This is a genomic window from Mesorhizobium sp. M0016 (genome assembly GCF_040324035.1).
In the GTDB taxonomy this organism is placed as follows: Bacteria; Pseudomonadota; Alphaproteobacteria; order Rhizobiales; family Rhizobiaceae; genus Mesorhizobium.
The window spans coordinates 181168-207795 of the sequence record NZ_JAMYVM010000010.1; the positions used below are offsets into that span (position 1 = coordinate 181168).

Below are 26628 nucleotides of genomic sequence, written 5' to 3' on the forward strand. Positions count from 1 at the left end.
GATCCGATTTGACCGACCAAAAACCCCCGCGCGGCGCCGACGGCGGCCCTACCGGCATCGAGCCCATCTCCATCATCGAGGAGATGCAGAGCTCCTACCTCTCTTATGCCATGAGCGTCATCGTCAGCCGTGCGCTGCCCGATGTACGCGACGGCCTGAAGCCGGTTCACCGCCGCATTCTCTATGCGGCGCATGAGAGCGGTTACCACTGGAACCGCAAATATGTGAAGTCGGCCCGCCCGGTCGCCGACGTGATGGGTAAATACCATCCGCATGGCGACGCCTCGATCTACGACGCCTTGGTGCGCATGGCGCAGGACTGGTCGCTGCGCGTTCCGCTGATCGACGGGCAGGGTAATTTCGGCTCCATCGACGGCGATCCGCCGGCGGCGATGCGCTACACCGAATCGCGGCTGACCAAGGTCGCGCATGAACTCTTGGAGGACATCGACAAGGAAACCGTCGATTTCCAGGAGACTTATGACGCATCCGACACCGAACCGAAGGTGCTGCCGGCCCGCTTCCCCAATCTTCTGGTCAACGGTTCCGGCGGCATCGCCGTCGGCATGGCCACCAACATCCCGCCGCACAATCTGGCCGAGATCTGCAACGGCGCCATCGCCATCATCGACAATCCGGCGATCGATTTGCCGGCGCTGATGGAGATCATTCCGGGTCCCGATTTCCCGACCGGCGGCATCGTGCTCGGCCGTTCCGGCATCTACAGCGCCTATGCGACGGGCCGTGGCTCCATCGTCATGCGCGGCAAGGTCAATGTCGAACAGCGCGGCAACGACCGTGAATCGATCATCATCACGGAAGTCCCGTACCAGGTGAACAAGGCCTCGATGATCGAGAAAATGGCCGAGCTGGTGCGCGACAAGCGCATCGAAGGCATTTCCGACATTCGCGACGAAAGCGACCGCCAGGGCTACCGCGTCGTCATCGAGCTGAAGCGCGACGCTGTCGCCGACGTCATTCTCAACCAGCTTTACCGCTTCACGCCGCTGCAGACCTCCTTCGGCGCCAATATGGTGGCGCTGAACGGCGGCAAGCCGGAAGTGATGAACCTGACCGACATGCTGAAGGCGTTTGTCAGCTTCCGCGAAGAGGTGATTAGCCGGCGCACGAAATTCCTGCTGCGCAAGGCGCGCGACCGCGCCCACGTGCTGGTCGGCCTCGCCATAGCCGTCGCCAACATCGACGAAGTGATCAAGCTGATCCGCACCGCGCCCGATCCGCAGACGGCGCGCGAGCAGTTGATGGAGCGGCGCTGGCCCTCCGGGGACGTGGAGTCATTGATTCTGCTTATCGACGATCCGCGCCATCGCATCAATGAGGATGGCACCTACAACCTCTCCGAGGAACAGGCGCGCGCAATCCTCGAACTGCGCCTGCAGCGCCTGACCGCGCTCGGCCGTGACGAAATCGCCGACGAGCTGAACACCATCGGCGACGAGATCAAGGATTACCTCGACATTCTGTCGTCCCGCGCCCGCATCCAACAGATCGTCAAGGACGAGCTTGCCGCCGTGCGCGACGAGTTCGGCACGCCGCGCCGCACCGAGCTCACCGACGGCGGCGCCGACATGGAAGACGAGGACCTGATCCAGCGCGAGGACATGGTCGTCACCGTCAGCCATTCCGGCTACATCAAGCGCGTGCCGCTGTCGCTCTACCGGGCGCAACGCCGCGGCGGCAAGGGCCGCTCCGGCATGTCGACCAAGGAAGAGGATTTCGTCACCCGGCTGTTCGTCGCCAACACGCATACGCCGGTGCTGTTCTTCTCCTCGCGCGGCATCGTCTACAAGGAAAAGGTGTGGCGGCTGCCAATCGGCAATCCGCAGTCGCGCGGCAAGGCGCTGATCAACATGCTGCCGCTGGAGCAGGGCGAGCGCATCACCACCATCATGCCGCTGCCCGAGGACGAGACCAGCTGGGGCGAACTCGACGTCATGTTCGCCACCACGCGCGGCACCGTGCGCCGCAACAAGCTGTCCGAATTCGTCCAGGTCAACCGCAATGGCAAGATCGCCATGAAGCTGGAGGAGGAGGGCGACGAGATTCTCGGCGTCGAGACCTGCACAGACAATGACGATGTGCTTTTGACCGCCAGCTCCGGCCAGTGCATCCGCTTCCGCGTTGGCGATGTGCGCGTCTTCCAGAGCCGCAATTCGGTCGGCGTGCGCGGCATAAGCATGGCCGAGACCGACCGCATCATCTCCATGTCGGTGATCGAGCATGTCGATGCTTCACCGGCGGAACGCTCCGCCTACCTCAAGCGGGCAGCACTGGAGCGGCGGCTTGCCGCCGAGGTGACCGGCGAGGAAGAAGAGATTGCACTCACCAATGAGGAGATTGGCGAGGAGACCGAGCTTTCCGACAGCCGTTACGAAGAGCTCAAGGCGCATGAGCAGTATGTGCTGACGGTGACCGAATATGGCTACGGCAAGCGCTCGTCATCCTACGATTTCCGCCTGACCGGACGCGGCGGCAAAGGCATCCGAGCCACCGACGTGTCGAAGGTGGCCGAGATCGGCCAGCTGGTGGCGACTTTCCCGGTCGGCAATGACGACCAGATCATGTTGGTTTCGGATGGCGGCACGGTCATCCGGGTGCCGGTCAACGGTATCCGTTTCGCCAGCCGCGCCACCAAGGGCGTGACCATCTTCAACACCGCCGAAGGCGAGAAGGTCGTTTCGGTCGAACGGATTTCGGAGCCGCAGGCCGACGAGGATGTCGAAGAGGGTGTCATTGAGGCCGGCGCCGGAGATGCCGTACCGGACAGCACCGAATAGGTTTGAGCAACAACGCCGGCCCGATGGGCCGGCGCAAACAAGAAACTAGCAATAAATCAGGGGCGACGGTGGGGCCAGCGAGCGCCGAAACCTTCGAACCGCTTTGTGCGGACACGGACGCGCTCTGCCTCGCTATGCAATCCGAATGCGGTGGCGATCAGCATGGCGACGGTCATTGCGGTGGCGAGCATGTAGATCAGCATGTGCGTGTTCTCCTGCGCCTATCCAACGGTTAGATCGGGTTTTGGTTTCATCTTCCGAAGTGCAAACTAGCGAACGCGGCGTGAAGTCTTCGTGATCAAGGCATTCATCTGTCGTTCATGTCTGCGAAAAGGTTCACGCAGATGTTCCCAATCGCATTTGCCTTCCGCCCAATGCCCCGCTAGAAGCACCTCCCATGACCGATCGCATCGCCCTTTATGCCGGCTCCTTCGACCCGCTGACCAACGGCCATCTCGATGTGCTGAAGGCATCGCTGGCTGTCGCCGACACGGTATATGCGGCGATCGGCACCCATCCCGGCAAGACGCCGCTGTTTTCCTTCGACGAACGGGTGAAGCTAATCGAGGCCGCGACGAACGCCGAATTCGGCCGCGACGGAGCCCGCATTAGGGTTGTCGCCTTTGACGGGCTGGTCATCGACGCGGCCCGCAAGCATGGCGCCTCGATCATGATCCGAGGCCTGCGCGACGGCACCGATCTCGATTACGAGATGCAGATGGCTGGCATGAACGAGACCATGGCGCCGGAACTGCAGACGGTTTTTCTGCCCGCCAGCCCATCGGTACGCACCATTACCGCCACACTTGTGCGCCAGATAGCCTCGATGGGCGGAGACATCCGTCCCTTCGTACCGGCCGCCGTTGCCGGTGCGCTCACCGCCAAATTCGCGAAATAGTGCATGTCGCCCCAAAGTGGATGCCGGTTTTTTGGGGCAACGACATGCACCCTAACAAAGACCTTCGGAGATCCCTTATGCAGCTGAAAAAGCTCGCCTCGTTCCTCGTCGTGCTTGCCGGTCTCGTGACCGCATCCGTTTCGGCCTTCGCCGCCGAACCGGAAAACACCATGGTCATCACCTTGAAGAACGGCGACGTCACCATCGCGCTACGCCCCGACCTGGCACCCAAGCATGTCGCGCAGATCAAGAAGCTGGTGCGTGAAGGCGCTTATAACGATGTCGCATTCCACCGGGTCATCAACGGCTTTATGGCGCAGACCGGCGACGTCAAGTTCGGCAACATGAAGAAGGGGTTCAGCCCCGAGGCCGTCGGCACCGGCGGTTCAGACCTGCCCGACCTGCCGGCCGAATTCTCGCAAAGCGAACATTTCAAGCGCGGCACGCTCGGCATGGCCCGCTCGCAGGACCCGAACTCCGCCAATTCGCAGTTCTTCATCATGTTCGCGCCGGCGCCGAACCTCGATGGCCAGTACACCATCGTTGGCAGTGTCGTCAGCGGCATGGAGCTGGTGGACAAGATCAAGAAGGGCGACGAGGCCGACAACGGCACGGTCAGCGAGCCCGACCGCATGATCAAGGTACGCATCGCCGCCGACAAGTAAACCAATCAAATCAATCTGTTTTCTGAGATAAAGGATATACGACATGGCTGAGATCAAGGACCGCGAGAACGCGCTCATCCTGGAAACGACCAAGGGCAAGGTCGTCATCGAACTGTTCCCCGATTTGGCTCCCGGCCACGTCGCCCGCATCAAGGAACTGGCCCGCGAAGGCGCCTATGACGGCGTGGTCTTCCACCGCGTCATCGAAGGCTTCATGGCGCAGACCGGCGACGTGAAGTTCGGCAATTCGTCGAAGCCGACCTTCGCGCCTTCGCGTGCGGGCATGGGCGGCTCGGAAAAGCCGGACCTGAAGGCTGAGTTCTCCAACGCCAACCATGGTCGCGGCACCTGCTCGATGGCCCGTTCGCAGAACCCGAACTCGGCCAATTCGCAGTTCTTCATCTGCTTCGACGATGCCGCTTTCCTCAACCGCCAGTACACGGTCTGGGGCCAGGTCATCGAAGGCATGGACAATGTCGACAAGATCAAGCGCGGTGAGCCGGTGGTCGATCCCGACAAGATCGTGTCGCTGAAGGTCGCGGCCGACGTCAAGTAAGGACAAACGAAGATGATGGGCGTGGTCTGGTCGCTGCTCGGCATCCTGTCAGGCGCCTTCATCGCCGTCCAGGCGCCGATCAACTCGCAGCTGGCGCGCGGCCTGGGGCTCCCGGTCGCGGCTGCTGCGTTTTCGTTCCTGTCGGGCGCGATCGTGCTTGGTATCATCTCCATTGCCGTTGTGCGGCTGCAGGACATCTCGCTCGACTGGAAGGCGCCGGCGCCTTGGCTGTTCATCGCCGGCGGCATGCTCGGCGGTTTCTATGTTACCCTGTCAACCATTCTTACGCCGCGCATTGGTGCAGCCGCGTTGATGGCGTTCCTGGTTGCCGGCCAGTTGCTGGCCGGCATGCTGATCGATCGCGTCGGCTTTCTCGGCGTGGCGGTGCGCGAGATTTCGCTCGGCCGCATCGCCGGCGCGGTGCTGCTGTTGGCCGGAGCGCTGCTCGTCCGGCTCTACTGATGCGCGTCGACCTCTTCGACTTCGACCTGCCTGAGGAGCGCATCGCGCTTCGCCCGGCCGAGCCGCGCGACAGCGCCAGAATGCTGGTGGTCAGGCCGGGCGAGGGTCTTTCGGATCGCACGGTTGGCGACCTTCCGTCCTTGCTCAGGGCTGGCGATGTTCTGGTCTTCAACGACACCAAGGTCATTCCTGCCCAGTTAAGAGGCATCAGGCGGCGCGGCGAAGCGCAGGCGCAGGTGGACGCCACGCTGCATATGCGCATGGCGCCGGACCGCTGGCTGGCCTTCATGCGGCCTGGCAAGCGCATCGCCGCCGGCGACCGCATCCATTTCGGCCATGACGGCAATTCCTGTTTTCTCGGCCAACTCGACGCCACGGTGATCGAGAAGGGCGAGGCCGGCGAGGCGTTGCTCGGCTTCGACCTCTCCGGCCCGTTTCTCGACGAAGCGCTGCGCGCCGTCGGCCACATCCCGCTGCCGCCCTATATCGCCTCCAAGCGCAACGACGACGCGCGCGACCTGACGGATTACCAGACCATCTATGCCAAGGAGGAGGGCGCAGTCGCTGCCCCCACCGCAGGCCTGCATTTCACGCCGGAGCTGTTTGCCGCGCTCGACGCCAAAGGCATCGAACGCCGCTTCGTCACCTTGCATGTCGGCGCCGGCACCTTCCTGCCGGTCAAGGCGGACGATACCGCTGACCACAAGATGCATGCCGAGACCGGCTCGGTCAGCGAAGCAACAGCCGACGCTCTGAATGGCGCCAAGGCGCGGGGCGGGCGTATCATCGCTGTCGGCACGACCTCGCTGCGCCTGCTGGAGAGCGCGGCACGGCCTGATGGCTCGCTGACCGCCTGGTCCGGCCCGACCGACATCTTCATCACGCCGGGCTATCGGTTCAAGACCGCCGACCTGCTGATGACGAACTTTCATCTGCCGCGTTCGACGCTGTTCATGCTGGTTTCGGCCTTCAGCGGCCTAGATACGATGCGTGCGGCCTATGCTCATGCCATCGAGAACCGTTACAGATTCTACTCTTATGGAGACGCAAGCCTGCTTTATCGAGCGGAGATGAGCGATGGACGATGATCTGCAAGCCTTTGATCGCGAGAGCCTGATCGCTGAAGTGAAGAAATTGCGTGCCGGCATTCGCCAGCACCGAGATTCTACCGGCCATGATTTATGCTGGCATCATCCCAACCTGTGGGACCTGCTGCCGGAAAAGACCGATCCATCGATTGCTGTGCCGCCATGGCCGAAATTCATGCGCGGCTGCATCCAATACCGGCAGTCGCTCGACAGGCAGGCGCCAGGCGCGCCTGTCCATGACAAGGAATTCAATGGCTGAGACATTCACCTTCAAGATCCTCGCCACCGACGGCAAGGCGCGGCGCGGTGTCATCGACATGCCGCGCGGCGAAATCCGCACGCCGGCCTTCATGCCGGTCGGCACCGGCGGCACGGTCAAGGCCATGTATATGGACCAGGTGCGCGGCGTCGGCGCCGACGTCATTCTGGGCAATACCTATCATCTTATGCTGCGGCCAGGCGCCGAGCGCGTGGCGCGGCTTGGCGGCCTGCATGAGTTCGCCCGCTGGCCACAGCCGATCCTGACCGACAGTGGCGGTTTTCAGGTCATGTCGCTGTCGAAGCTCAGAAAATTGACCGAGAAGGGCGTCACCTTTCGCTCGCACATTGACGGCGCTGCCTACGAGATGTCGCCGGAGCGCTCGATCGAGATCCAGGGCCTGCTCGATTCCGACATCCAGATGCAGCTTGACGAATGCACAGCGCTGCCGGCCGACCTCAAGGAGATCGAGCGCGCGATGGAGCTGTCGCTGCGCTGGGCCGAGCGCTGCAAGACAGCGTTCGGCGACCAGCCCGGCAAGGCCATGTTCGGCATCGTCCAGGGTGGCGACAACGCAGCACTCAGGGTGCGCTCGGCGCAGGCGCTGAGCGCGATGGAGCTGAAGGGCTATGCCGTCGGCGGCCTGGCCGTCGGCGAGCCGCAAGCGGTGATGCTGAATATGCTGGAGATCACCTGTCCGGAATTGCCTGACGACAAGCCTCGATATCTCATGGGCGTCGGCACGCCGGACGACATCGTGAAATCGGTGGCGCGCGGCATCGACATGTTCGACTGCGTCATGCCGACCCGCGCCGGCCGCCATGGCCTGGCTTATACCAGGCGCGGCAAGGTCAATCTCAGGAATGCCCGCCACGCGGACGATCCGCGGCCGCTGGATGAGGAGAGCGACTGCCCGGCCGCGCGCGACTACTCACGCGCCTATCTGCACCATCTCGTGCGCTCGCAAGAGGCGCTGGGGGCGATGCTTCTGACCTGGAACAACCTGTCCTACTATCAGAAGCTGATGCAGGACATTCGCGCCGCGATCGAGGCCCGGGCCTTTGAGGCGCGCACGGCTGAGATTTCCGAGGCATGGGCGAGGGGTGATATTCCGGTGCTGTAGCCGGGCCTCAGGTACTGAGCGAATTCGCTGCGCGCAAGCTGCAGCCGGTGATCTGAAAGCTGCCGTCGGGCTGCTGTTCCAGCGTGTAGACCGCCTCATAGTCCTTGCCGTCGGGTCCGACGATCAGCACTTGCTGGATTATCGAAGTTGGCCCCATCTGCTCGACCTTGCCGAAGGAATAGCTCTGCGGCTGGCGCACCGGCGGATAGCCGTTGGTCACCATGTTCATGAAGGTGTCGACGGTCGGAAAGATGCGCTTCACATTTGGAGCGGCGAAACTGTACGCCTTGGCGCCATCATTGGCGATGAGCGCCTTCAACTGACCATCGATGACGGCCTGGCCGGCCTTGACTTCGGCGTCGCCGGCAAGGGCTGCCGAGACGAACAACGCGAACAGCAATGAAACGACTGCGAATGCGATGCGGCGCATGGCCTGTCTCCATTGTCCTCAACAAAACCTGTCCCAGGACGCATCATACCATACGCTTGGCGGAGCCTCACGGTTTCAGCAACCGCAATATTTGCCACGCAAGTGCCACAAGATCATGCTTAAGCCTCCTTTAACGCGGGGCGCGCATCGTAGGGACGGGTGGGGACCCGTTCGCGCAACCAGGGGACGACCATGTTCAAGCAGCCGATCGACCGGCGCCTTTTGCTGAAGGGCGCGGCAAGCCTCGCAGTTTTGGCTCCCTTGCCCGCCTGGGCAAGCACTGGGCCGACCGTCACGGAAGTCGCCTTCGACCCCGCCATTCCAGCGCTCGGCAACCCCGATGGCGATGTCACCATCGCCGAATTCGTCGACTATCAGTGCCCGATCTGCAAACTCGTTTTCGTCGAGCTGAAGAAGTTGATGGAAGAGGACAGCGGCATTCGGCTTGTGATGAAGGACTGGCCGATCTTCGGCGACGTGTCGCGCGACGCGGCGCGGGTGACGCTGCTGAGCGGCGAACACTATGCCGCGGCGGTCGATGCGCTGATGACCAACCAGCGCGGCCTTTCGGAACGCCGCACCAACGACATCCTTTCTTCCGTCGGTGTCGATGTGGCGATGGTGCGTGCCGACCTCGCCATCCGTGAACCCGACATCGACGCTGCCCTTGTCCGCACGGAAGTCCAGGCGACGGCTTTCAAGCTGCGCGGCACGCCGGCCCTGGTCATCGGCGGCAACTTGTATCGGCGCGGCATGCCGGTGTCCGAACTGAGACAAGCCGTCGCCAAGGCGCGCTCGGCCTGATGCTTGAAAGCCGGGCGGCAGTCTGCCACAAGGGCCGCTTGTGTGCTGAAGCTTGATCGGGACCGGCAATGAAGACGTTTTTCATGCAGATAAAGTGCGATCTGGGCAAGTCCTATGAGGTCGCCAGCGCGCTCGCCGATGCCGAAATCGCCTCGGAAATCTACTCGACCGCCGGCAATTACGACCTGCTTGCCAAATTCTACGTCGACGACGAGGAAGATGTCGGCCACTTCGTCAACGAGAAGGTGCAGATTATTCCCGGAATCAAGGACACCTTCACGGTCGTCACTTTCCGCGCATTCTAAAGCAATTCCAGGAAAAGTGTGAAGCGGTTTTCCGCCCGGAATTGCGTCGAAGCAAAAAGCCATGGCAGGTCGCCGTTTCCATGAAACGGTGAACTGCTATGGCCGCATCAGGCACTTGCCCGGCGACAAGGCAGAGCCTGATTAAGGTCCTGTTCCGACTGCCCGAATTTTGGGCAGTCGGAACATACTGATCGCCGATATCCTCCAAATCACCGATTGCGCTTGATTTTCTCCCGCGACGCCAGTGAAATGGCGTCACAGGGGAGTATGCGATTGGCAGCGTTCGATGAAATGCTTCCGGAAGTTTCCGGGCTTAGACAACCGTATACGGCTTACGACCGCTGGCTGAAGGAGCAGGACCCGGCCAGGCTTACCGAAAAGATGCAGGACGCCGAGCGCGTCTTCCGCAAGACCGGCATTACCTTCGCCGTCTATGGCGAGCAGGAAGCCTCCGAGCGGCTGATCCCCTTCGACATCGTGCCGCGCATCATCTCCGGCAATGAATGGCGAAGGCTGACGCAAGGCATCGAGCAGCGCGTGCAGGCGCTGAACGCTTTCCTCGACGACATTTACCACCGCCAGGAAATCCTGCGCGCCGGCCGCGTGCCGAGGGAGCTGATCGCCAGGAACGAGGCGTTCCTGCCGGAAATGATCGGAGTGCGGCCACCGGCCGGCGTCTACACCCACATTATCGGCGTCGATATCGTCCGCATCTCGGAGAACGAGTTCTACGTGCTGGAGGACAATGCGCGCACGCCGTCGGGGGTCTCCTACATGCTGGAGAATCGCGAGACGATGATGCAGCTATTTCCCGAGCTGTTCCAGCAGATCAAGGTGCGGCCGGTGGAGAATTATCCGCAATTGCTGCGCCAGTCGCTGGCGGCAGTGCGGCCGCAAAGCACCAAGGGTGCACCGACCATTGCCGTGCTGACGCCGGGCAGCTTCAACTCCGCCTATTTCGAACATGCCTTCCTCGCTGACCAGATGGGCGTGCAGTTGGTCGAAGGCCAGGATCTGCGCGTTGTAGACGGCCACGTCGCCATGCGCACGACCGAAGGCTACAAGCAGATCGACGTGCTTTACCGGCGCGTCGACGATTCCTTCCTCGATCCGCTGACCTTCCGGCCGGACTCGGCCCTTGGCGTGCCCGGCATCATGGACGTCTACCGCGCCGGCAACATCACCATCGCCAACGCGCCGGGAACCGGCATCGCCGACGACAAGGCGATTTATTCCTACATGCCCGACATCGTCGAGTTCTACACCGGCCGCAAAGCCATCCTCGGCAACATCCCGACCTGGCGCTGCTCGGAGCCCGACAGCCTGAAATACGTGCTCGAACACATCCATGAGCTGGTCATCAAGGAAGTGCACGGCTCCGGCGGCTACGGCATGCTGGTGGGGCCGGCTGCGACCAAGAAGGAATGCCAGGATTTCGCCAAGAAGCTGCAGGCGAAGCCTTCCAACTACATCGCCCAGCCGACGCTGGCGCTGTCGACCTGCCCGATCCTGACAGAAAAAGGCCTGTCGCCGCGCCATGTCGACTTGCGACCCTATGTTCTGGTCTCCGACCGAATCCAGATCGTGCCCGGCGGCTTGACGCGGGTGGCGCTGAAGGAGGGGTCGTTGGTCGTGAATTCCTCGCAAGGCGGCGGGACGAAGGATACGTGGGTGTTGGACGATTAGGTAGGCAGTAGGCAGTAGGCAGTAGAGGGACAAGAAATGCCATATTCCACAGAGATTCAAATGCTTACTAATCCCTACTCACTATTCCCTACTCACTAGCCCGAAGGCCACTTCACATGCTTCTCGGCCGCACCGCCAACGGGCTCTACTGGATGAACCGCTATATCGAGCGGGCGGAAAACATGGCGCGTCTGGTCGATGCCGGCCTTCGCATGGCTCTGACCCGCACCCAGAGCGCGTCGGAAGAGTGGAATTCGGTGCTGCTCAGCGCCGGCTCCGACGTCACCTTCACGCAGAAATACAAGGACTATACCGCCGCCAACGTCGCCGACTTCCTGCTGCGCGACACCTCGAACCCGTCGAGCACGATGTCGGCGATCGAGACCGCTCGCAACAATGCCCGCATGGTGCGCACCGCGCTGACGCGCGAGACCTGGGAGAGCATCAACGAAGCCTGGATGGCCCTGAAGCGCATGCTGGCAAAGCCGATCGACGAGCGCGACCTGCCGAGTGTGCTCGACGCCATCAAACGCGAGACGGCGCTGATCCGCGGCTCGTTCTACGGCACGATGCTGCGCAACGAGATCTTCGACTTCTCGCAGCTCGGCACCTATGTCGAGCGGGCCGACAACACGGCACGCATCCTCGACGTGAAATATTACGTGCTGCTGCCGTCGATCTCCTGGGTCGGCTCGAGCCTCGACAACTACCAATGGGAATCGATCCTGCGCTCGGTGTCGGCGCACCGTTCCTATCGCTGGGTCTATGAGGCCGACTACAAACCGACCAATATTGCCGACTATCTGATCCTCAATGTGCGCATGCCGCGTTCGCTGACCTTCTGTTATCGTTTTCTCGCCGAGCATCTGAAGTTCCTGGGCGACGACTATGGCGACCGTCATGCCTGCCACGCCACCGTCGACAGGACACAGGCGATGCTGCAGGCAGGGTCGATCAAGGACATATTCGACGCCGGCCTGCACGAATTCCTGGCCAGGTTCATTCAAGACAACACCAAGCTTGGCGAAGAGATCGCACAAGATTACCGGTTCAATTGAGCATGATCGCGAACCGGAGGGCCGCGCTAGCGACAAGTGGGACCCGGTTTTCGGATAAGATCATGCTTACAAACGGAAAATAGGCATGCGGCTCAAGATCACCCACCGTACCGAATACCGCTACGACGCGCCGGTGCACTATCTGTTGCAGCGGCTGCGCCTGTTACCGGTCAGCGGACCGACGCAGACCGTCTTGTCCTGGGCGCTGAAGATCGAGGGCGCGCGCGAGGAAGTCCGCTTTAACGACCATTTCGGCAACGATAACAGGCTGTTGAGCGTCGATGGCGAGCGCGACTTCATCACCGTCGAGGCCTCCGGCGAGGTTGTCACGCGCGACACAGCAGGCGTCTCGGGTCCGCATCACGGCTTTGCGCCACTGTGGCTGTTCAGCCAGGAGACAGCTTTGACCATCCCCGGCGAGGGCATAAGCGAGCTTGCCGCGGCGGTCGGCAAAGGTACCGACATCGAAAGGCTGCATCGGCTGATGGCCCTGATCGTCGAGCGCGTCGCCTACACGCCGGGCACCACCAGCGTGACGACCCCGGCGGAAGAGGCATTGGCGCTGAAGACCGGCGTTTGCCAGGATCACAGCCACATCTTTGTCACCGCAGCCCGCGTCATGGGTTTTCCGGCCCGCTATGTCAGTGGCTATCTGATGATGGATGCGGCCATCGAGCAGGCGGCAAGCCATGCCTGGGCCGAAGCCCATGTTCAGGGTCTCGGCTGGGTCGCCTTCGACGCCGCCAACGGCATTTCCCCCGATGAACGCTATGTCAGGGTAGCCACCGGCCGTGATTATCGCGACGCCTCGCCGGTGTCGGGAATTCGACTGGGACAGGCGGAGGAACAGCTTGCAGTCACCGTCACGGTAGAGCAGTAGTCTCCGGCAAGATTGCTGCCTGAAGAGATTCCATGACTTATTGCGTCGGCCTCAAGATCGATCGTGGACTCGTGTTCATGTCGGACACGCGCACCAATGCAGGGATGGATTCGATCTCCACTTTCAAGAAGATGCATGTCTGGGAAGAGCCAGGCGAGCGCGTCATCGTACTGATGTCGGCCGGCAATCTGGCTACGACGCAGGCCGTGGTCAGCCTGCTCGACGAGCGCACCAAGGCGGTGGCGGAACGCCACGCGACGCTGCTCGAGACCCCATCCATGTACCAGACGGTTCGGCTGGTCGGCGACACCGTCAAGGAAGTCATCGCCAGCTCGTCGCCTGCCGGCGAAAAGGCGGATTCCTATTTCAACGCCTCCTTCATCCTCGGCGGCCAGATCAAGGGCAGCCCGCCACGGCTGTTCATGATCTATCCCGAGGGCAATTTCATCGAATCGACCGACGACACGCCGTTCTTCCAGATCGGCGAGACCAAATACGGCAAGCCGATCATCATCCGTGCCTATGAAAGGACGATGAGCCTGGCTGAAACGGTCAAGCTCTTGCTGGTGTCGTTCGATTCGACGCTGAAATCGAACCTGTCCGTCGGCCTGCCTCTCGACCTGCTGTTCCTGGAGGAGGACACGTTCACGGTGGGTTTGAAAAAGCGCATCGGCCAGGACGATCGATATTATCGTGCTATTTCCGAAGGCTGGTCGAACGCGTTGAAGACGGCCTTTGCCAGCCTGCCGGATTTTCCGGGGTAGCGCGGGAACCTTCGTCGCGGTTGCCTGTCTCTATTTAACATGTTAATCAAAATTCAAACGGCTGGCTGATCGGCGCGTCGGGAGGATCCATGGACAACGAGCAATTCCGCGACTGGTCGAGGCGCGCCGCCGACTGGGGCGCTGATTACCGCGCCGGCCTTCGCGATCGGCCCGTGCGACCTGCCATAGCGCCGGGCGAGATCTTCAGGAGCATCGAAGCTTCTCCGCCGGAGGCCGCGGAATCGATGGAGACGATCTTCGCCGATTTCGAAGCCAAGATCGTGCCCGGCATGACGCATTGGCAGCATCCGCGTTTCTTTGCTTATTTCCCGGCCAATGCAGCACCCGTCTCGGTGGTGGCCGAATATCTGGTCTCTGCGATGGCCGCGCAGTGCATGCTGTGGCAGACCTCGCCGGCGGCGACAGAGCTTGAGACGCGCATCGTCGACTGGATGCGCCAGGCGCTCGGCCTGCCCGAAGGCTTTTCCGGCGTGATCCAGGACTCCGCATCATCGGCGACGCTGGCCGCCGTGTTGACCATGCGCGAGCGCACGCTCGACTGGCAGGGCAACAAGAAGGGTCTTTCCGGGCAGGGCAGGCTGCGCGTCTATTCCTCCGACCAGGTGCACACCTCGATCGACCGCGCCATCTGGGTCGCCGGTATTGGCGAGGAAAACCTCGTCCGCATTCCCGTCGCTGGCACCTACCGCGCCATGGATACCGCGGCTTTGGAAGCGGCGATTGTTGCCGACCGCGCCGCCGGCCTATTGCCGGCCGGCATCATCGCGTGCGTCGGCGGCACCAGCACCGGCGGCACCGACGACATCGCTGAAGTGGCCGCGGTGGCCAAACGCCAGGGGCTCTATCTGCATATCGACGCCGCCTGGGCCGGATCGGCGATGATCTGTCCGGAATACCGGCATTTCTGGACCGGTGTCGAGGGCGCGGACTCGATCGTCTTCAACCCGCACAAATGGCTGGGCGCGCAATTCGACTGCTCGATCCAGTTCGTCCGCCAGCCGGAGGATCTCGTGCGCACGCTGGCGATCAAGCCGGACTATCTGAAAACTCGCGGCCATGACGGCATCATCAACTACTCCGAATGGTCGGTGCCTCTCGGCCGTCGCTTCCGGGCGCTGAAGCTGTGGTTCCTGCTGCGCGCCCATGGCCTTGAGGCGCTGCGCACCATGATCCGCAATCACGTCGCCTGGAGCGAAGGCATAGCAGCGCGCCTGGCCGAGGAGGAGGATTTCGAGCTCGCCAGCCAGCCGATGCTGTCGCTGTTCTCGTTCCGGCATCGCGCCGCATCCGGCGCTGACTGCGACGAGCACAATCTGCGTCTGGTCGACGCCATCAACAATGACGGCCGTATCTACCTGACGCAGACGCGTGTCGATGGGCGGGTCGCCATCCGCTTCCAGGCAGGCCAGTTCGAGACAACCGCGGCCGATGTCGATACCGCCTTCACTGTCATCTGCGAGTGTGCAAGATCCCCGAAGGACTGACAGGGATTGCCCGGGTGGTTGCCGCCGCCGGGGCAAGCCAGCAAGGATTTGCGAGCAAGCATATGGCCGGAAGGGCTGAAGGGGTCAGCCAGAATCTGACGGGCGTCTGGAGCGGGCGCTATTTCTATCCGCGCGAACTGCCGCCGGTTTCCTTCGTTGCAACGCTGATCGAGACGGCAACCAGCTTGACGGGGATGACCCACGAACCGGCGGCGACCAGCACGGCAAGATACGCAAGCCTGCAGGGGCAGCGAGAGGGCAACGCCGTCTCCTCTACCAAGACATACGACAAGGCCCAATTGAAGGCGCACCCGATTCACTACAGCGGCATCATCAACGGTGATGCAACCGAGATCAAAGGCACTTGGCGAATCCCGGGATACTGGTCCGGCAATTTCCTGATGATCCGCTCGCCAGGTAAAGTCGCGGCTGTCACCCGCAAGGTGGCGGAGCGGGTCTGAGCCGTATCTGCCCGGTTCGCCTTTGCAATCATCGATATTTCATTAGCCGGCGTCTCCCTTTTCATTGCTTTCGTTTTCAGCTACAAACAAGAAAAACGAAAACGGGAGGTTCTCAGTGTATTTGTCGCCGCGCCATGCCGAAATCATCCAGATGGCGAAGGACCATGGCCGTGTGCTGGTCGATGGCCTCGCCACGCACTTCAACGTGACGCCGCAGACCATCCGCAAGGACCTCAACGATCTCTGCGATCAGCGGCTGCTGACGCGCATTCATGGCGGGGCCTTGTTCCCGTCCGGCATCGAGAACATGGAGTATGAGGCGCGCCGCAAGATTGCCGCCGACGAGAAGGAGGCGATCGGCCGCGCGGCGGCCAGGCTGATACCCGACAACGCATCTTTGTTCATCAATATCGGCACCACGACCGAGTCGGTCAGCAAGGCGCTGCTCGACCATACCGGGCTCATGGTCATCACCAATAATATCAATGTTGCCAACAGGATGCGCATCTATCCTTCGATCGAGGTGGTAATCGCCGGCGGCGTCGTGCGCGGCTCCGACGGCGGCGTTGTCGGCGAGGCCGCGGTCGATTTCATCAGGCAGTTCAAGGTCGACTATGCGGTGATCGGCGCCTCGGCCATCGACCATGACGGCGCGTTGCTCGATTTCGACTTTCGCGAAGTGAAAGTGGCGCAAGCCATCATCGCCAATGCCAGGCATGTCATCCTGGTGTCCGACCAGACCAAGTTCGAACGCACCGCGCCGGTTCGCATCGGCCATCTCTCGCAAGTCAACACCTTCATCACCGACCGTTGCGACATCCCGTCGGTGCGCAAGATCTGCGAGGAAGCGGAGGTTCAATTGATCGAAACGTCGCTCGGCTAAGCTATCGATCACGGTCCCGTTACATTTCGTTTGACATTCGTTCTTATTTCGAAATAATCCCGCTACGGTTTCGTAAAAACCTAAAAATGCTGCAATGCGAAATCGCGGGAGGGCTTTGTGGACGCAGTCCGTGACATCTTCGTCATCGGTGGCGGCATCAATGGCTGCGGCATCGCCCGCGACGCCGTTGGGCGGGGCTTTTCGGTGTTTCTGGCCGAGATGAACGACCTCGCCAGCGGAACCTCCTCCGGTTCGACCAAGCTGATCCATGGCGGCCTGCGCTATCTCGAATTCTACGAGTTCCGGCTGGTGCGCGAGGCGCTGATGGAGCGCGAGGTTCTTTGGAAGAACGCGCCGCACATCATCTGGCCGATGCGCTTCGTGCTGCCCTATGCCAAGGGCCTGCGCCCGGCCTGGCTGATCCGGCTCGGCCTGTTCCTCTACGATCATATTGGTGGCCGCAAATTGCTGCCGGCGACCCGAACACTGGACATGTCCAAGGATCCGGCGGGCAAGCCGCTGAAGCCGCTGTTTCACAAGGCCTTCGAGTACTCGGACGGCTGGGTCAACGATGCCCGGCTGGTGGTGTTGAACGCGCGTGACGCCGCCGACCGCGGCGCCACCATCCGCACCCGCACGAAAGTCGTCGGGGCGCGGCGCGAAGGCGATCTATGGGCGATCCGCGTGGAAGACGTGCGGACGGGAGATGCCGACGAGGTCAAGGCCCGGCTGCTGGTCAATGCCGCCGGTCCATGGGTCGATCACGTCCTGTCGACCACCGTGGGCCAGAACGACGTGCACAATGTGCGCCTGGTGCAGGGCAGTCATATCGTCATCAAAAAGAAGTTCGATGATCCGCGCGCCTACTTCTTCCAGAACAAGGACGGGCGCATCATTTTCGCCATCCCTTACGAGGAAGAATTTACGCTGATCGGCACCACCGATCGCGACTATCCCGGCGATCCGCATGACGTGAAGATCAGCGACACCGAGATCGACTATCTCTGCGCGGCGGCGAGCGAATATTTTGCTGAAGCCGTGACGCGTCCCGACATCGTCTGGACCTATTCGGCCGTGCGCCCGCTCTATGACGACGGTGCTTCGAAGGCGCAGGAAGCGACCCGCGACTATGTGCTGAAAGCCGATGGCGGCGGGGGCAAGGCGCCGATCGTCAACGCTTTCGGCGGCAAGATCACCACCTACCGCCGGTTGTCGGAATCGATGCTGGAAAAGGTCGAAGGTTTTCTCGGCAAGCGCGGCAAGCCGTGGACGGCGAACGCGCCCTTGCCGGGCGGCGATTTCCCGGCCACCGGTTTCGACGCCCAGGTGGCGAAGCTGAAGAGCGCCTATCCTTTCCTCGACCAGCGCCTGGCGCGTCGGTTGACCAGGCTTTACGGCACGCGCGCGCAAATGTTGCTCGGCCTCGCCAAGTCGAACGCCGATCTCGGCCGCAATTTCGGCGCCGATCTCTATGAGGCCGAGGTACGCTACCTCTGCGAAAACGAATGGGCGCTCACCGCCGAAGATGTATTGTGGCGTCGCACCAAGCGCGGTCTGCATCTCAGCCGCGAACAGGCCTCGGCGCTTGACGAATTCATGCGCGGCATAAGCCGGCGCCATGTCGCGGCAGCGGAATAGGGAAGGCGATTGATGCACAAAGCCTGGGAGGAGGCATCATGCTGGAACTGAGAAACGTGACGAAGATGGTCGGCGCGGTGGAGCATATCCGCGACGTGTCGCTGACGCTTCAGCACGGCTCGCTCAACGTTTTGCTCGGGCCGACACTGTCGGGCAAGACCAGCCTGATGCGGCTGATGGCCGGACTCGACGTGCCGACCACCGGTTCAGTCTGGTTCGACGGCCAGAATGTCACCGGCATGCCGGTGCAGCAGCGCAAGATCGCCATGGTCTATCAGCAGTTCATCAACTACCCCGCGATGACCGTCTACGAGAACATCGCCTCGCCGTTGCGCGTCGCCGGCACCGACCAGGCCAAGATCGACAAGGAAGTCCGCAACGCGGCAGGGCTTTTGAAGCTCACACCCTATCTCGACCGCACGCCGCTCAGCCTGTCCGGCGGCCAGCAGCAGCGTACGGCGCTGGCCCGCGCCATCGTCAAGAATGCCAGTCTGGTGCTGCTCGACGAGCCGCTCGCCAATCTGGATTACAAGCTGCGCGAGGAGTTGCGCGCCGAGCTGCCCAAGATATTTGCCGCCGCCGGCACCATTTTCGTCTACGCCACGACCGAGCCGCATGAAGCCTTGCTGCTCGGCGGCAATACGGCGACGCTGTCCGAGGGGCGGATCACCCAATTCGGGCCGACCATCGACGTCTTCCGCAAGCCGATCGACCTGGTGACGGCGAAAACCTTTGCCGATCCGCCGCTCAACACCATCGTGCTGGCCAAGAAAGGTCCGGATTTCCTTCTCGAGGGCGGCGTCAAGCTGCCGGTACCTGCCGAACTCGCCGGCATTGCCGACGCCAACTACACGATCGGCTTCCAGCCGCATCATCTGTCGCTCGAGCGGCCCAACGCCGCCGCGGTGCCGGTGCGCGCCAAGGTGACGATCACCGAGATCACCGGCTCGGAAAGCTTCATCCATCTCGATTTTGCCGATGCGCGCTGGGTCATGCTGACCCACGGCATCCGCGATTTCGAGCCCGACGCCGAGATCGAGGTGTTTATCGATCCGCGCCACATCATGGTCTTCGACAGCAACGGCAGCGCCGTCGCCGCGCCGAAGCTTGCGGCCTGAGGGGGAAGAGATGGCGCGCATCGACGTCAACCATGTCAGGCACTCCTACCTGCCCAACCCGCAGAAGGATGCCGATTTTGCGCTGCGGGAAGTGCACCACACTTTCGAGGATGGCGGCGCCTATGCGCTGCTTGGGCCCTCGGGTTGCGGCAAGACCACGCTGCTCAACATCATTTCGGGACTTCTGCAACCCTCGCACGGTGAGTTGCTGTTCAACGGCAAGGACGTCACCAATCTGTCGACGCAGGAGCGCAATATTGCGCAGGTGTTCCAATTCCCGGTCATCTACGACACCATGACGGTGTACGACAATCTGGCCTTCCCGCTGCGCAACCGCGGCGTGCCGGAGGCCGATGTCGACCGCAAGGTGCGCGAGACGTTGGAGATGATCGACCTGGCGTCGTGGGCGAAGAAGAAGGCGAGGGGCCTGACCGCCGACCAGAAGCAGAAGATCTCGCTCGGCCGCGGCCTGGTGCGCTCGGATGTCAATGCCATCCTGTTCGACGAACCGCTGACGGTCATCGATCCGCATATGAAGTGGGTGCTGCGCTCGCAATTGAAGCAACTTCACCGCCGCTTCGGCTACACCATGGTCTATGTCACCCATGACCAGACTGAAGCGCTGACCTTCGCCGACCAGGTCGTCGTCATGTATGATGGCGGTATCGTCCAGATCGGCACGCCGGCCGAATTGTTCGAGCGCCCGCGCCACACTTTCGTCGGTTATTTCATCGGCTCGCCCGGGATGAACGTCATGCCGGTGGCGATCGACGGCAAGACCGCGACCATCGGCAGCCAGCGGATCGAGCTGCCCGGCGCGCCAAAGACCGCCGCTGGGAGCTCCGGCGCCATCGAACTCGGCATCCGCCCCGAATATGTCAGGCTCGGCCGTGACGGCATGGCGGTTAAAATCAGCAAGGTCGAGGATCTCGGCCGCCACAAGGTGGTGCGCGCCAGCCTCGAAGGCCGCGAGATCGCTGCCGTCATCGGCGAGGACGAGAGCGTGCCGGCCGACCCAAAGGTTCGCTTCGATCCGGCCGGCATCAACATCTATGCCGATTCCTGGCTGGTTGAGATGGGGCGTGTCGAGATGGGGGCATAGATGGAAAAGACCTGGAACAACAAGGCCTGGTTCCTGGTGCTGCCGGTGCTGGTGCTGGTGGCGTTCTCGGCCGTCATTCCGCTGATGACGGTCGTCAACTATTCGGTGCAGGACACCTTCGGCAACAACGTCTTCTTCTGGGCAGGCACCCAGTGGTTCGAGGAACTGCTGTCGTCCAGCCGCTTCTGGGAAGCGATGGTGCGCAACCTGATCTTCTCCTTCATCATCCTGGCCATCGAAGTGCCGCTCGGCATATTCATCGCGCTCAACATGCCGAAGAAGGGGTGGGGCGTGCCGGTCTGCCTGGTGCTTATGTCGTTGCCGCTGCTCATTCCGTGGAACGTCGTCGGCACCATCTGGCAGGTCTTCGGCCGCAACGACATCGGCCTGCTCGGCTACTACGTCAACGCGCTCGGCATCGACTACAATTACGTGCAGGATTCGTTCGACGCCTGGGTCACCATCATCATCATGGACGTCTGGCACTGGACCAGCCTTGTCGTGCTGCTCTGCTATGCCGGCCTGGTTTCGATCCCGGATGCCTTCTACCAGGCGGCCAAGATCGACGGCGCCTCGCGCTGGGCGGTGTTCCGTTATATCCAGCTGCCGAAGATGCAGCGTGTGCTTTTGATCGCCGTGCTGTTGCGCTTCATGGATAGCTTCATGATCTACACCGAGCCCTTCGTCGTCACCGGCGGCGGCCCCGGCAACTCGACCACCTTCCTGTCGATCGACCTCGTCAAGACCGCGCTCGGCCAGTTCGACCTCGGTCCGGCGGCCGCCATGTCGCTGGTCTACTTCCTGATCATCCTGTTGTTGTCGTGGGTGTTCTACACCGTGATGACCAACTACGACGCGGAGCGCTGAGATGAGCGGCGCCAACGAAAGAGCCGACAGAGTGAGCGAAACCACCGCTTCGGGAAAATTGGCGAGCACGCTTTCGCAGGATCAGGTCGCCCGGCTGATGCGCAAGCGCGGCGAGGAATCGCGCTGGTGGTGGATCGTGCCGACGATCTACATCATCGTGCTTCTGCTGCCGATCTACTGGCTCATCAACATGAGCTTCAAGACCAATGCCGAGATCGTCTCCTCGCTGACGCTCTATCCGCATCAGCCTACGATCGCCAACTACGTCACTATCTTCACCGATGCGTCCTGGTATTCGGGCTACATCAACTCGATCACCTATGTTGTCATGAACATGGTGATTTCCGTGGCTGCGGCGCTGCCGGCGGCCTACGCCTTTTCGCGCTACCGCTTCCTCGGCGACAAGCATCTGTTCTTCTGGCTGCTGACCAACCGCATGGCGCCGCCGGCAGTGTTCGCGCTGCCGTTCTTCCAGCTCTATTCGGCTTTCGGCCTGATCGACACCCACATCGCTGTGGCGCTGGCGCACTGCCTGTTCAACGTGCCGCTGGCGGTGTGGATCCTCGAAGGCTTCATGTCGGGCGTGCCCAAAGAGATCGACGAAACAGCCTATATTGACGGCTACTCCTTCCCGCGCTTCTTCGTCAGGATATTCATGCCGCTGATCGCCAGTGGCATCGGTGTCGCCTGCTTCTTCTGCTTCATGTTCTCATGGGTCGAGCTTTTGATCGCTCGCACGCTGACGACCACCGATGCCAAGCCCATCGCCGCCACCATGACCCGCACCGTTTCGGCCGCCGGCATGGATTGGGGCCTGCTCGCTGCCGCCGGCGTGCTGACGCTGATCCCCGGCGCGCTCGTCATCTGGTTTGTCCGCAACTACATCGCCAAGGGCTTCGCCCTGGGGAGGGTGTGATGAAACAAAAGCACGGGTTCACCCTCACCACTACCGCCAAGGGCTTTGCCCTGGGGAGGGTGTCACCATGAATCTCGACCTCACCTGGATGGCGTGGACGTGGCCGACGGCGGCGTTCTTCGGCACCATTCTTCTGCTGCTGTGCGGCATGGCGTTTTGGGAATTTGCCTCGCCGGGCGGCAATCCGCGCGTCGGCATCCTGCGCTTCGAGACGACGCGCGGCGACCGTCTTTTTCTGTCGCTGCTTGGCAGCGCCTTTATCCATCTCGCTTGGCTGGGTCTTGTCGGATCCAACCTGTGGTGGGCTCTCGCTCTCTCCGTGGTCTACGCCGTCGGCGTGTTCCGCTACGTATAGAGGGGGAAACTGTTGGATCGACCGCGTGCCGGCGGCCGTTCCAGATCGCACTTGAAACCTAAATGTGGAGGAAACCTATGCGACGGCAATTTTTAACATCAACAACTGCCCTTGTCCTGTTGCTCGGGGTAGGCAACGCCTACGCCGGAATGGATGAGGCCAAGGCGTTTCTGGACAAGGAAATCGGCCCGCTGTCGACGCTCGACCGCGCCGGCCAGGAAGCAGAAATGCAGTGGTTCATCGATGCCGCGAAGCCTTTCGCCGGCATGGACATCAAGGTCGTGTCCGAAACCATCGCCACCCACCAGTATGAATCGCAGGTGCTGGCGCCGGCCTTTACCGCCATCACTGGCATCAAGATCACGCATGACGTCATCCAGGAAGGCGACGTCGTCGAGAAGATCCAGACCCAGATGCAGACCGGCCAGAACCTTTATGACGGCTGGGTCAACGATTCCGACCTGATCGGCACCCACTGGCGCTACCAGCAGGTCCGCAACCTGACCGACTGGATGGCGGGCGAGGGCAAGGACGTTACCAATCCGAACCTCGACCTGAAGGATTTTATCGGCACCTCCTTCACCACCGCGCCGGACAAGAAGCTCTATCAGCTGCCCGACCAGCAGTTCGCCAACCTCTACTGGTTCCGTTACGACTGGTTCAACGACGAGAAGAACAAGGCCGACTTCAAGGCGAAATACGGCTACGACCTCGGCGTTCCCGTCAACTGGTCGGCCTATGAGGACATCGCCGAGTTCTTCACCGGCCGCGAGATCGACGGCAAGAAGGTCTATGGCCACATGGACTACGGCAAGAAGGACCCGTCGCTCGGCTGGCGGTTCACGGATGCCTGGCTGTCGATGGCCGGCAACGGCGACAAGGGCCTGCCGAACGGCCTGCCGGTCGACGAATGGGGCATCAAGGTCAACGAGAAATCACAGCCGGTCGGCTCCTGCACGGCGCGCGGCGGCGACACCAACGGCCCGGCTGCCGTCTACTCGATCCAGAAATACCTCGACTGGCTGAAGGCCTACGCTCCGGCCGAAGCCCAAGGCATGACCTTCTCCGAATCCGGCCCGGTGCCGGCACAGGGTGCGGTCGCGCAGCAGATATTCTGGTACACCGCCTTCACCGCTTCGATGGTCGACGCCGGCGCCAAGGCGGTGCTGAACGACGACGGAACGCCGAAGTGGCGCATGGCCCCGTCGCCGCATGGCGTCTACTGGAAGGACGGCATGAAGCTCGGCTATCAGGACGTGGGTTCCTGGACGCTGATGAAGTCGACGCCGACCGATCGCGCCAAGGCCGCCTGGCTCTACGCGCAGTTCGTGACCTCGAAGACGGTCGACGTGAAGAAGAGCCATGTCGGCTTGACCTTCATCCGCGAAAGCACGATCCACGACAAGAGCTTCACCGAACGTGCGCCGAAGCTCGGTGGTCTGATCGAGTTCTACCGCTCGCCGGCCCGCGTTCAGTGGTCGCCGACCGGCACCAACGTGCCCGATTATCCGAAGCTGGCACAGCTCTGGTGGCAGGCGATCGGCGATGCCTCGTCCGGCGCCAAGACGGCGCAGGAAGCCATGGACTCGCTCTGCGCCGAGCAGGAAAAAGTCATGACCCGCATCGAGAAGTCGGGCGTCCAGGGCGATATCGGCCCGAAGATGGCCGAAGAGCATGACCTCGCCTACTGGAACGCCGACGCGGTCAAGAACGGCAATCTCGCGCCTCAGCTGAAGATCGAGAACGAGAAGGAAAAGCCGATCACCATCAACTACGACGAACTGGTGAAGAGCTGGCAGAAGTAATCTTGGCGTACGCGCCAGGATCATAGTGAACGGGGAGGCGGCATCTTGCCGTCTCCCCTGTTTGTATAGGCGAGCTACCGGGAGGACTAATGACCGGATACATCCTTGCAATCGACCAGGGTACGACATCGACCAGGGCGATCCTGTTCGACGGCGCGATGAAGGTCGCCGGCAGCAAGCAGCAGGAATTCACGCAGCATTATCCTGCCTCCGGCTGGGTGGAGCATGATCCGGAAGAGATCTGGGCAAGCGTCGTCGCGACGGTCAAAGGCGCGCTGAAGGCCGCCGGCCGCGAGGCCTCGGATGTGGCGGCGATCGGCATCACCAACCAGCGCGAAACCGTCGTCATCTGGGACAAGGCGACCGGCAAGCCGATCCACAATGCCATCGTCTGGCAGGACCGCCGCACCGCGCCGCTGTGCCAGAAGCTGAAAAAACACGGCCTGGAGAAAAAGTTCACCAAAAAGACCGGCCTGCTGCTCGATCCCTATTTCTCCGGCACCAAGATCGCCTGGATGCTGGACAAGGTAAACGGTGCGAGAAAGCGCGCCGAAAAGGGCGAACTGCTCGCCGGCACTATCGACAGTTTTTTGATCTGGCGGCTGACCGGCGGCAAGGTGCATGCGACGGATGCCACCAACGCCTCGCGCACGCTGGTCTATAACATCGAGAAAAATGTCTGGGACGACGAGCTGCTCTCCATCCTGCGCATCCCGGTGGCGATGCTGCCTGAGGTCAAGGATTGCGCCGACGACTACGGCGTGACGGAAAAAAGCCTGTTTGGCGCCGAAATCAAAATCCTTGGCGTGGCCGGCGATCAGCACGCAGCGACCATCGGCCAGGCCTGTTTCGAGCCAGGCATGATGAAATCGACCTATGGCACCGGCTGCTTTGCGCTGCTCAACACCGGCGCCGATCTGGTGCGCTCGAAGAACCGGCTGTTGACCACCATCGCCTATCGGCTGAACGGCAAGACCACCTATGCCTTGGAAGGCTCGATCTTCATCGCCGGTGCCGCCGTGCAATGGCTGCGCGACGGCATCAAGGTGATCGGCAAGGCCGAGCATAGCGGCGTTTTGGCTGCAACCGCCGACCCCACGCAGAACGTCTATCTGGTGCCGGCTTTCGTCGGTCTCGGCGCGCCGCATTGGGACGCCGAAGCGCGTGGCGCGATCTTCGGGCTGACGCGCAACTCAGGCCCGGCGGAGTTTGCCCGCGCGGCGCTTGAATCCGTCGCCTACCAGACGCGCGATCTCCTCGACGCCATGCGCAAGGACTGGAAGGGGGCATCGGCCAAAACCGTGCTTCGCGTCGACGGCGGCATGGTGGCCTCCGACTGGACCATGCAGCGGCTGGCCGATATCCTCGATGCCCCGGTCGATCGCCCGACCATTCTGGAGACGACGGCGCTGGGCGCAGCGTGGCTTGCCGGCTCGAAGGCGGGTGTGTTGCCGAAGGCGAAGGATTTTGCCAGGAGTTGGGCGCTCGAGCGCCGCTTCAAGCCGGACATGGATGCCACGGTGCGTTCGGCAAAACTGGCCGGCTGGCGCGATGCGGTGCGCCGGACGCTGAGCGTACGGTAGTAAATCGTGGCGGGGGAAGGGGATGAATCCACACTGGTATGTCGCCTGGCGCGACGAGGCTGTCGAACAATTGGATGCAAAGAATGCACGCTTGCACCAGAAATTCCGACTCGGCAGTTGGCCTCGCTATGACTATGATCTGACAGAAGGAAAGCTTCTGTTCTCGGACAACGGCATCACCAAGGTCGTCGCCGAAATCCAAATCGCCGGATCGACGAGTGCCAAGGCCAGCAACTGGCTCTGGGCTTGGGCAAATTCAAACCTGCCTGGCGAACTGCTTGCCGACGCAAAGCTGGTTCGGTCATTCGGACAGGAGCATTCCATTGATGAGCTGGCTCAATCCTATGCGATAGATTTGAACAACGACCTGGAAGTGCTCGGCTGGAAGACGACCGCAGTTGCGGTTCGAATCTGCAACGGCCTCGGCGCATACCGTTCTCCGCGTGGTGAAGGCGGAGCCCTGTATCTGATCTTCAAGAGCGTCAATTGGGCCAGCTAATCCGCCGCGCCCGTACCCAAGCAACCTACGGAAAAGCGCCCCCCGGTGACCGGCCGGGGGGTTTTTGATAACCCAAGGGATCAAATCAACAAAATAAAGAGCAATGGGAGCTTTAAGCGG

At 61.8% G+C, this 26628-nt stretch carries 28 protein-coding genes; 26 read left to right on the forward strand and 2 right to left on the reverse strand.

Features of this window, described 5'->3' with window-relative positions; genetic code table 11:
• The first annotated feature begins 8 nt into the window (after positions 1-8).
• Positions 9-2798 carry a DNA gyrase subunit A gene (gene gyrA, locus NKJ88_RS16930; RefSeq protein ID WP_023696506.1) on the forward strand — a complete coding sequence of 930 codons (2790 nt, stop codon included), beginning with the start codon at positions 9-11 and terminating at the stop codon, positions 2796-2798.
• Positions 2799-2854: 56 nt separating this feature from the next.
• Here gyrA and NKJ88_RS16935 read toward each other — a convergent pair whose 3' ends face one another.
• The gene (locus NKJ88_RS16935) at positions 2855-3001 is read right to left on the reverse strand and encodes a hypothetical protein (RefSeq protein WP_023670953.1); all 147 of its coding nucleotides are present in this window, start codon (positions 2999-3001) and stop codon (positions 2855-2857) included.
• A gap of 194 nt (positions 3002-3195) precedes the next feature.
• On the opposite strand from NKJ88_RS16935, the gene coaD reads away from it, so the two are divergent.
• The 7 genes from coaD to tgt all read left to right on the forward strand — a co-directional run bounded on the left by coaD (position 3196) and on the right by tgt (position 7849).
• A complete protein-coding gene (coaD, locus tag NKJ88_RS16940; protein WP_023726681.1) occupies positions 3196-3696 on the forward strand; it encodes a pantetheine-phosphate adenylyltransferase in 501 nt (166 codons plus the stop codon).
• 170 nt (positions 3697-3866) lie between these two features.
• Positions 3867-4361, forward strand: a complete 495-nt coding sequence (locus tag NKJ88_RS16945; protein ID WP_245260126.1) for a peptidylprolyl isomerase — start codon at positions 3867-3869, stop codon at positions 4359-4361.
• Between the two features lie 43 nt (positions 4362-4404).
• Complete coding sequence (locus NKJ88_RS16950) at positions 4405-4917, forward strand: peptidylprolyl isomerase (RefSeq protein ID WP_023696509.1); 513 nt, start codon at positions 4405-4407, stop codon at positions 4915-4917.
• 12 nt (positions 4918-4929) lie between these two features.
• Positions 4930-5379, forward strand: a complete 450-nt coding sequence (locus NKJ88_RS16955; RefSeq protein ID WP_023693398.1) for a DMT family transporter — start codon at positions 4930-4932, stop codon at positions 5377-5379.
• Positions 5379-6467, forward strand: coding sequence for a tRNA preQ1(34) S-adenosylmethionine ribosyltransferase-isomerase QueA (gene queA, locus NKJ88_RS16960; RefSeq protein ID WP_023824851.1), 1089 nt, complete (start codon positions 5379-5381; stop codon positions 6465-6467). Before NKJ88_RS16955 ends, queA begins: the two co-directional genes overlap by 1 nt.
• The gene (locus tag NKJ88_RS16965) at positions 6457-6726 is read left to right on the forward strand and encodes a hypothetical protein (protein WP_023684641.1); all 270 of its coding nucleotides are present in this window, start codon (positions 6457-6459) and stop codon (positions 6724-6726) included. Before queA ends, NKJ88_RS16965 begins: the two co-directional genes overlap by 11 nt.
• Complete coding sequence (gene tgt / locus NKJ88_RS16970; protein WP_023824852.1) at positions 6719-7849, forward strand: tRNA guanosine(34) transglycosylase Tgt; 1131 nt, start codon at positions 6719-6721, stop codon at positions 7847-7849. The genes NKJ88_RS16965 and tgt overlap by 8 nt, the downstream gene beginning before the upstream one ends.
• A 7-nt stretch (positions 7850-7856) precedes the next feature.
• Here tgt and NKJ88_RS16975 read toward each other — a convergent pair whose 3' ends face one another.
• On the reverse strand, positions 7857-8279 hold the full coding sequence (locus NKJ88_RS16975; protein WP_023730151.1) for a DUF4864 domain-containing protein: 423 nt from the start codon (positions 8277-8279) through the stop codon (positions 7857-7859).
• Positions 8280-8471: 192 nt separating this feature from the next.
• Between NKJ88_RS16975 and NKJ88_RS16980 the strand changes: the two genes are divergently transcribed.
• The 18 genes from NKJ88_RS16980 (at position 8472) to NKJ88_RS17065 (ending at position 26508) form a co-directional block, all read left to right on the forward strand.
• Positions 8472-9083, forward strand: a complete 612-nt coding sequence (locus NKJ88_RS16980) for a DsbA family protein (RefSeq protein ID WP_352444770.1) — start codon at positions 8472-8474, stop codon at positions 9081-9083.
• A 68-nt stretch (positions 9084-9151) separates the two neighbouring features.
• Positions 9152-9388: an Lrp/AsnC family transcriptional regulator gene (locus tag NKJ88_RS16985; protein ID WP_023670963.1), complete on the forward strand. Its 237-nt coding sequence runs from the start codon at positions 9152-9154 to the stop codon at positions 9386-9388.
• A gap of 273 nt (positions 9389-9661) precedes the next feature.
• Entirely contained in the window at positions 9662-11074 is a 1413-nt protein-coding gene (locus NKJ88_RS16990) for a circularly permuted type 2 ATP-grasp protein (RefSeq protein ID WP_023670964.1), read from the forward strand.
• Positions 11075-11190: 116 nt separating this feature from the next.
• Positions 11191-12132 (forward strand): alpha-E domain-containing protein, encoded by a 942-nt coding sequence (locus NKJ88_RS16995; protein WP_023693403.1) that lies wholly within the window; start codon positions 11191-11193, stop codon positions 12130-12132.
• A gap of 85 nt (positions 12133-12217) precedes the next feature.
• Positions 12218-13012 (forward strand): transglutaminase family protein, encoded by a 795-nt coding sequence (locus NKJ88_RS17000; RefSeq protein ID WP_023739978.1) that lies wholly within the window; start codon positions 12218-12220, stop codon positions 13010-13012.
• 32 nt (positions 13013-13044) lie between these two features.
• Positions 13045-13776: a proteasome-type protease gene (locus NKJ88_RS17005; protein ID WP_023684646.1), complete on the forward strand. Its 732-nt coding sequence runs from the start codon at positions 13045-13047 to the stop codon at positions 13774-13776.
• An 89-nt stretch (positions 13777-13865) separates the two neighbouring features.
• Complete coding sequence (locus NKJ88_RS17010) at positions 13866-15281, forward strand: pyridoxal phosphate-dependent decarboxylase family protein (protein ID WP_023688617.1); 1416 nt, start codon at positions 13866-13868, stop codon at positions 15279-15281.
• Positions 15282-15295: 14 nt separating this feature from the next.
• The gene (locus tag NKJ88_RS17015) at positions 15296-15742 is read left to right on the forward strand and encodes a hypothetical protein (RefSeq protein WP_352444773.1); all 447 of its coding nucleotides are present in this window, start codon (positions 15296-15298) and stop codon (positions 15740-15742) included.
• A gap of 115 nt (positions 15743-15857) precedes the next feature.
• Positions 15858-16625, forward strand: a complete 768-nt coding sequence (locus NKJ88_RS17020) for a DeoR/GlpR family DNA-binding transcription regulator (protein WP_023734329.1) — start codon at positions 15858-15860, stop codon at positions 16623-16625.
• A 117-nt stretch (positions 16626-16742) separates the two neighbouring features.
• Entirely contained in the window at positions 16743-18263 is a 1521-nt protein-coding gene (gene glpD, locus NKJ88_RS17025; protein ID WP_023829657.1) for a glycerol-3-phosphate dehydrogenase, read from the forward strand.
• Positions 18264-18301: 38 nt separating this feature from the next.
• Positions 18302-19381, forward strand: a complete 1080-nt coding sequence (locus NKJ88_RS17030; protein ID WP_023684650.1) for an ABC transporter ATP-binding protein — start codon at positions 18302-18304, stop codon at positions 19379-19381.
• Positions 19382-19391: 10 nt separating this feature from the next.
• Complete coding sequence (locus NKJ88_RS17035) at positions 19392-20483, forward strand: ABC transporter ATP-binding protein (RefSeq protein WP_023696519.1); 1092 nt, start codon at positions 19392-19394, stop codon at positions 20481-20483.
• Positions 20484-21350: a carbohydrate ABC transporter permease gene (locus tag NKJ88_RS17040; protein WP_023712374.1), complete on the forward strand. Its 867-nt coding sequence runs from the start codon at positions 20484-20486 to the stop codon at positions 21348-21350.
• A 1-nt stretch (position 21351) separates the two neighbouring features.
• A complete protein-coding gene (locus NKJ88_RS17045) occupies positions 21352-22266 on the forward strand; it encodes a carbohydrate ABC transporter permease (protein ID WP_023670976.1) in 915 nt (304 codons plus the stop codon).
• 67 nt (positions 22267-22333) lie between these two features.
• Positions 22334-22621, forward strand: coding sequence for a DUF2160 domain-containing protein (locus NKJ88_RS17050; protein WP_023670977.1), 288 nt, complete (start codon positions 22334-22336; stop codon positions 22619-22621).
• 77 nt (positions 22622-22698) lie between these two features.
• Positions 22699-24426 (forward strand): ABC transporter substrate-binding protein, encoded by a 1728-nt coding sequence (locus tag NKJ88_RS17055; protein ID WP_023670978.1) that lies wholly within the window; start codon positions 22699-22701, stop codon positions 24424-24426.
• Positions 24427-24515: 89 nt separating this feature from the next.
• The gene (glpK, locus tag NKJ88_RS17060) at positions 24516-26009 is read left to right on the forward strand and encodes a glycerol kinase GlpK (protein WP_023806044.1); all 1494 of its coding nucleotides are present in this window, start codon (positions 24516-24518) and stop codon (positions 26007-26009) included.
• 22 nt (positions 26010-26031) lie between these two features.
• Entirely contained in the window at positions 26032-26508 is a 477-nt protein-coding gene (locus tag NKJ88_RS17065; protein WP_023739973.1) for a DUF6882 domain-containing protein, read from the forward strand.
• Positions 26509-26628 lie beyond the last annotated feature (120 nt).